The sequence below is a fragment of the Microcystis sp. M_OC_Ca_00000000_C217Col genome, assembly GCF_007095585.1.
In the GTDB taxonomy this organism is placed as follows: domain Bacteria; phylum Cyanobacteriota; class Cyanobacteriia; order Cyanobacteriales; family Microcystaceae; genus Microcystis; species Microcystis panniformis.
In genome coordinates this window covers 1-4786 of the sequence record NZ_SFBV01000366.1, presented here as the reverse complement: position 1 = coordinate 4786, position 4786 = coordinate 1, and the positions used below count along the sequence as shown (strand labels likewise).

6 protein-coding genes and 2 pseudogenes are annotated in these 4786 nt (G+C 46.1%); 4 read left to right on the top strand and 4 right to left on the bottom strand.

Annotation, left to right across the window (positions count from 1 at the left end):
• Nucleotides 1-151: 151 nt before the first annotated feature.
• Together EWV66_RS23925 and EWV66_RS23920 are read left to right on the top strand one after the other, a co-directional pair.
• The gene (locus tag EWV66_RS23925; protein ID WP_052278008.1) at nucleotides 152-796 is read left to right on the top strand and encodes a lysophospholipid acyltransferase family protein; all 645 of its coding nucleotides are present in this window, start codon (nucleotides 152-154) and stop codon (nucleotides 794-796) included.
• Nucleotides 797-949: 153 nt separating this feature from the next.
• Nucleotides 950-1294: a hypothetical protein gene (locus EWV66_RS23920; protein WP_052278007.1), complete on the top strand. Its 345-nt coding sequence runs from the start codon at nucleotides 950-952 to the stop codon at nucleotides 1292-1294.
• Here the strand turns inward: EWV66_RS23920 and cbiB are convergent.
• From cbiB to EWV66_RS23905, 3 genes are read right to left on the bottom strand one after another with little or no spacing between them, the layout of a single operon-like run.
• Nucleotides 1265-2245, bottom strand: a complete 981-nt coding sequence (gene cbiB / locus EWV66_RS23915) for an adenosylcobinamide-phosphate synthase CbiB (protein ID WP_072927630.1) — start codon at nucleotides 2243-2245, stop codon at nucleotides 1265-1267. The two genes, EWV66_RS23920 and cbiB, sit on opposite strands and share 30 nt — an antisense overlap.
• A gap of 2 nt (nucleotides 2246-2247) precedes the next feature.
• Nucleotides 2248-2721 carry a GFA family protein gene (locus EWV66_RS23910; protein ID WP_128575290.1) on the bottom strand — a complete coding sequence of 158 codons (474 nt, stop codon included), beginning with the start codon at nucleotides 2719-2721 and terminating at the stop codon, nucleotides 2248-2250.
• Nucleotides 2669-3112, bottom strand: coding sequence for an Rrf2 family transcriptional regulator (locus EWV66_RS23905; RefSeq protein ID WP_002738021.1), 444 nt, complete (start codon nucleotides 3110-3112; stop codon nucleotides 2669-2671). The genes EWV66_RS23910 and EWV66_RS23905 overlap by 53 nt, the downstream gene beginning before the upstream one ends.
• A 299-nt stretch (nucleotides 3113-3411) precedes the next feature.
• Here EWV66_RS23905 and EWV66_RS23900 point away from each other — a divergent pair, with 299 nt between their 5' ends.
• Nucleotides 3412-3801: an AbrB family transcriptional regulator gene (locus EWV66_RS23900; protein WP_002737568.1), complete on the top strand. Its 390-nt coding sequence runs from the start codon at nucleotides 3412-3414 to the stop codon at nucleotides 3799-3801.
• A 163-nt stretch (nucleotides 3802-3964) separates the two neighbouring features.
• Here EWV66_RS23900 and EWV66_RS23895 read toward each other — a convergent pair.
• A pseudogene (locus EWV66_RS23895) lies at nucleotides 3965-4126 on the bottom strand (IS5/IS1182 family transposase); the annotation flags it as partial.
• 410 nt (nucleotides 4127-4536) lie between these two features.
• Between EWV66_RS23895 and EWV66_RS23890 the strand changes: the two are divergent.
• Nucleotides 4537-4726 (top strand): annotated as a pseudogene (locus EWV66_RS23890) (hypothetical protein).
• Nucleotides 4727-4786 lie beyond the last annotated feature (60 nt).

The following is a 4786-nucleotide window of genomic DNA, read 5'->3' as shown; positions in this document are numbered from 1 at the left end:
GCGACTTTTTACCCGGCCAAGCTTTTCTGGTCGGAACCCCCTAAGCCGAGTTTTCAAGGTGCTGCGCCGTCCACTTGGTTTTCGAGACTGGCCTTTTAATTCTAACGTAAAGCCGCCGTAGAACGGCGGGGTTTCAGACCCAAAATTTCCGATGAACCAGCCTCAAGAGCGAGAACCTTTTGCCAGTTTAGTTTTATATCATCTCTTTAAATGGTCGATCGTTAGCCCAACCCTACACGGCTATTTCCGCGGCCGCATTTACGGAGTGGAAAATGTCCCCCGGCGTCATCCTCTGATTATCGTCTGCAATCACGCCAGTTACTTCGATCCACCTCTATTATCCTGTGCCGTGCGTCGTCCCGTAGCTTATATGGCTAAAGAAGAATTATTTACCATCCCGATTTTAAAACAGGCGATCGCTCTTTACGGGGCCTATCCCGTCAAACGCAGCAGTGGTGATCGCGGGGCAATTCGGGCGGCGATGGCAGCCTTAGCAGCGGGCTGGGCAGTAGGAGTGTTTCTGGAGGGAACCCGCACCGAGGACGGATTGATCCATCAACCAAAACTAGGCGCGGCGATGATTGCCGCTAAAGCGGGAGTTCCCCTGTTACCCGTCAGTTTGTGGGGGACAGAAAAGATTTTTCAAAAAGGTTCTTCTTTTCCCCATAGTATCCCCTTAACTATTCGCATCGGCGAGGTGCTGCCGCCACCGATTTCTAGCAAAAGAGAAGCTTTACAGACAGTTACCGAGCGCTGTGCCGAAATGATTAACGGATTACACGCCCTCGGACGCTAAATCTTTGCCTTTTGCATGAGTAGAAAACGGGTTTCTCCGAGAAACCCGTTTTCTGTGCGTTACTCAACGGATTTAGTATTAGATTTCTCTCCCCTACACTTTGAAGTGGGGAATCTAGGCTAAAATTGGCATAACTCGACCATCGCCTCGATCATGTTCTTTTTTGTCCTCGGCTTCAATCTAGGCTTAACTTTATTTAATTGCTTTCTAGTCTGGAAATTGTGGCAATTGCGGCGGATTTTAGGGCGAGTGACCAAAATTTTAAACCGGGTGGAACGACGTTTACACCACATTTTTTACCCCGCCCCCGAATATATTGTCATCGCCGGGGCGAAAACCTATCATCTCCGACAAAACTATCAACGCCTCTGCGGACAGATACAGATACTGCAATCCCTATTCTTGACCTTCTCCCTGATTATCCGTTACTGGCAGCGTCAATCCCGTCAAAGCCGTCGCCTCTGGTCGCTAAAATTGAGCAAAATCTCTAGCAACTAAGCAGCTAACAGCGATCGCCAACCAAAGTAATACACAAGTACGAGTTAAATGCCAAGCCTGTTCGACGGTTTTGACGGTAATCGGGTGGAGGTTATCGCCCAATAAAGGTTTTTCCACAATCTGGCCCCGGTATTGATTTTTCCCCCCCAATTGCACCCCCAAAATCGCCCCATAGACGCATTCACTCCAACCGGAATTAGGACTAGGATCCCGACGGGCATCGCGCCAACAAATGCTTAAAACCCGCCCCGGCCGGCCCGAAATTAGGGCGAGAGTTAAGACCGTTAAACGACAGGGTAGCCATGTCAAAACATCCTCGCTTTTAGCACTAAACCAGCCAATATGGGTGTAGGGCGGCCGACGATAGCCAATCATCGAATCGAGGGTACTAGCGGCTTTATAAGCGCAAGCAAGGGGAACCGGTCCCACCCCCAGAAAAGCACCGAGAAGGGCATAAAAAAGCGGCGCAGTAACTCCATCCACACCATTTTCACTGACGGTTTCTAATAGGGCGCGAAGGATTTCTTCCTGGCCGAGATTATCTGTGTCGCGACCAACGTATAAACTTAGTTGGCAACGAGCTAAGGTGATATTTTCCGCTTGTAAAGGTGCGATGACTGTTTCGGCAGCCCTGCGTAAACTTCTACCGGCTAAACAACTAGCCAAGAGAATCACTTGTACTAGGCAACTCAGCAGCAAATTGACCTGACCTAACCATTGGATTCCTAGCCAAGTTAAGACCCCAGCCAAGATAATTAAACCTAGTCCCAGAATTATGCCCGCTAAACGTTGCCGAATTTTTTCCTGCGTCCAATTAAGAATAACTTTGCTGGCAACAGCAATAATCGCCCCCATCACCTGCACTGGATGAATCCATCCCCAAGGATCGCCCACCAGATAATCTAAAACCGCCCCTAATACTAAAATGATCGCCGTTGCCGTTTCCTTCACAATTACTCCCTTTTACCATCGATATCCCGAATTTTCTCAATATTGTCTTCCCAGTTAGCTCCATCAAAGAACTGGATCTGAAAATCTTCCAAGACATTGCCATCCAAACAGCGCAGGTTTATATCTATAGCGTCAGGATGGGAGCGGGGACGATAGAAAGGATGGATACCACAAACACGACAAAAATAATGTTGGGCTGTGTGGGTATTAAATGTATAGGTACTTAAGAAATCTTCACCGCTTAGGAGGGTAAATTGTGCTGAAGGAACAATCAGATGCAAAAAGCCTTTTTTCTGACAAATGGAACAATTACAGTCTAGAGCTTGATCATGCTCGATCGCCACTTGAAAACGGATCGCTCCACAGTGACAACCTCCCCCATAAATCTTTGCTTGTGTTGTTGCTGTCATAACTTCTAAACTACTAAACAATAAAGCTGGTTTCCTCTCCCCTAGCGGCGATCCAGCTACGCGCATCGTAGTATAAATCCGCTAAGGTAATCTTCCCCAGGGCCTCTTTTAATTTCTCGTGGAGGTGTTTCCAGATAGTAAATGTCACCCAATCTTCTGCCTGTTCGTCCCTGGGATGATAACCTGATAATGGCTCGATCGTCTCTCCCACTGCCTCCAAAATTTGCCCCAACGAGATACGATTTGCCGGCCTAGCTAACTGATAACCCCCTTGCGATCCCCGAAAGGAACGAACTAACCCCGCTCGTCGCATTTCTATCAGCAATTTCTCTAGATAAGCAGCCGGGATATCTTGACGCAGGGCGATCGATTTTACCGATACGGGAGTCCCCCTCGGTTGTAAACTAAGATCCAGCAAGGCTTTAACACTATAGTGACCCCTAGTTGTTAGCTTCATTATCCCTCATTTTTACCTCTTGATCTCTATCCTACCCCGGCTCTCATTGATGAGAGAAAGGCTAACCTCCCTTACCCCGGCATCTCGATCAACATTGATAAATTCTCTTAAGATTTCGATCGAGAGATAGAGTGTAATCCATTACAATCAATTTCCCCAAGCAAGTGATAATTTTTAGTTTATACCGTGTAAGATAAGTGTAGAGATCAATCGTAACCCGATTGTTTCTGGTCAGGGGGAGCAATTCTCCTCGACTAGCCTTGATGACCCTAACCGTTACTTATCTACTGCGAACTTAAATGAACACAACTACCAATCCAGAACCCCTGACTGGCCTCGAACTAATTGAGAAAGTTAAACAGCTAGGCAACCTCAGCAAAGAGGAAAAAGCCCGGGAATGCGGCTACTATACCATGACAAAAAATGGTATTGAACGCGTTAATATGATGAAATTTCTCAATGCTCTAATCGATGCCGAGGGAATTGACTTAGATAGCAGTGCCAATGGTCACGGACGAGGTGGGCGCTCGGCCAGCTACCGGATCAGTGTCCAATCTAATAATAATCTCCTGATCGGTTCGGCCTACACCAAAAAAATGGGACTCAAACCCGGAGATGAATTTGAAATTACTTTGGGGAGAAAACATATTCATCTCAAGCAAGTTGGCGCCAGCGACGACGACGAATAGCCATAATTAAGGAGAGAGCCGTTTCACTCTCTCCTTGCAGATAGGGTCTGCTGAAAAATTCACTCCAGAAATCATGCTATTGAATGCCACTGATTTGTCGCCCAATTGATAAGTTTTACTTAGGCAAAACAAATTTAAACATGATTTTTATTAAAGAGAAGGACTATCTTAGTTCATTTGTTCGCAAAAAAGCCAGAAAGACAAAAAAAGCCCAAAAAAACTGCCGAAGCAGTTGGGAAAGATTGACAACCAAAAAGATAATAGCAAGGACAGTTCCTGAAGTTTCAGGTAGTTTTGTCATGACCAGATTGAAACTAAATCTTCTCGGCTCTTTAATTGATTAGTTCGCTCTAGATAAAAAACAATTGACAAAAATCGCTAAATGCCTTTCTCTATAAGGGTTCCATCCCTTATAACCCCCATCCATTGCATAACACAAACCGAAGAGCCATCTTCTCTTAGCTTGTCCGGACTTTCTGGGAGCATCTCAGATGTGCACAAATAACGACAATCAACAATGATCAGTCATCCTTAAATTAGTACGAATGTATGAACAACCGCATCTAAGCATCCCACTGCAAAAGCTAATCTGCGGCGGGATTGAGGAAAAAATCGCCATTAAGCGCGAATTTTAGAAGATAGTTTCCTTGGAAAAATCCCCACTGGGTAGATTGACAAAAATCAGATGCACCCCTAGGTAGGGTATGCTGAAAAAGTTTTTCCTGGTGGCAGGGTGTGGGGTGTGGGGTGTGGGGTTTTATCAGTTTTGAGGTGGCCAATTACCTAATTTTCAGGGAAAAAGTCCAGGGATTTTCCCCCTGATCACTCCCATGCCTGGTACTTTTTGATTGACAAAAAGTCTAAAAGTCTTCAAGGGGTGACAAGGCGACTAAAAGGCTTGCTGGATAAGGCGCATAGCCGTTAGACCCCTAGAAAAATCGGGGTGTTTTCCTGGCTTGAGGCGGATCAAAGAAAAGGCGAGTTC

Excerpts from the sequence above, each read along its gene's own strand:
- EWV66_RS23925 (WP_052278008.1), top strand. The coding sequence starts at position 152 with ATGAACCAGCCTCAAGAGCGAGAACCTTTTGCCAGTTTAGTTTTATAT.
- EWV66_RS23920 (WP_052278007.1), top strand. The coding sequence starts at position 950 with ATGTTCTTTTTTGTCCTCGGCTTCAATCTAGGCTTAACTTTATTTAAT.
- EWV66_RS23910 (WP_128575290.1), bottom strand. The coding sequence starts at position 2,721 with ATGCGCGTAGCTGGATCGCCGCTAGGGGAGAGGAAACCAGCTTTATTG.
- EWV66_RS23905 (WP_002738021.1), bottom strand. The coding sequence starts at position 3,112 with ATGAAGCTAACAACTAGGGGTCACTATAGTGTTAAAGCCTTGCTGGAT.
- EWV66_RS23900 (WP_002737568.1), top strand. The coding sequence starts at position 3,412 with ATGAACACAACTACCAATCCAGAACCCCTGACTGGCCTCGAACTAATT.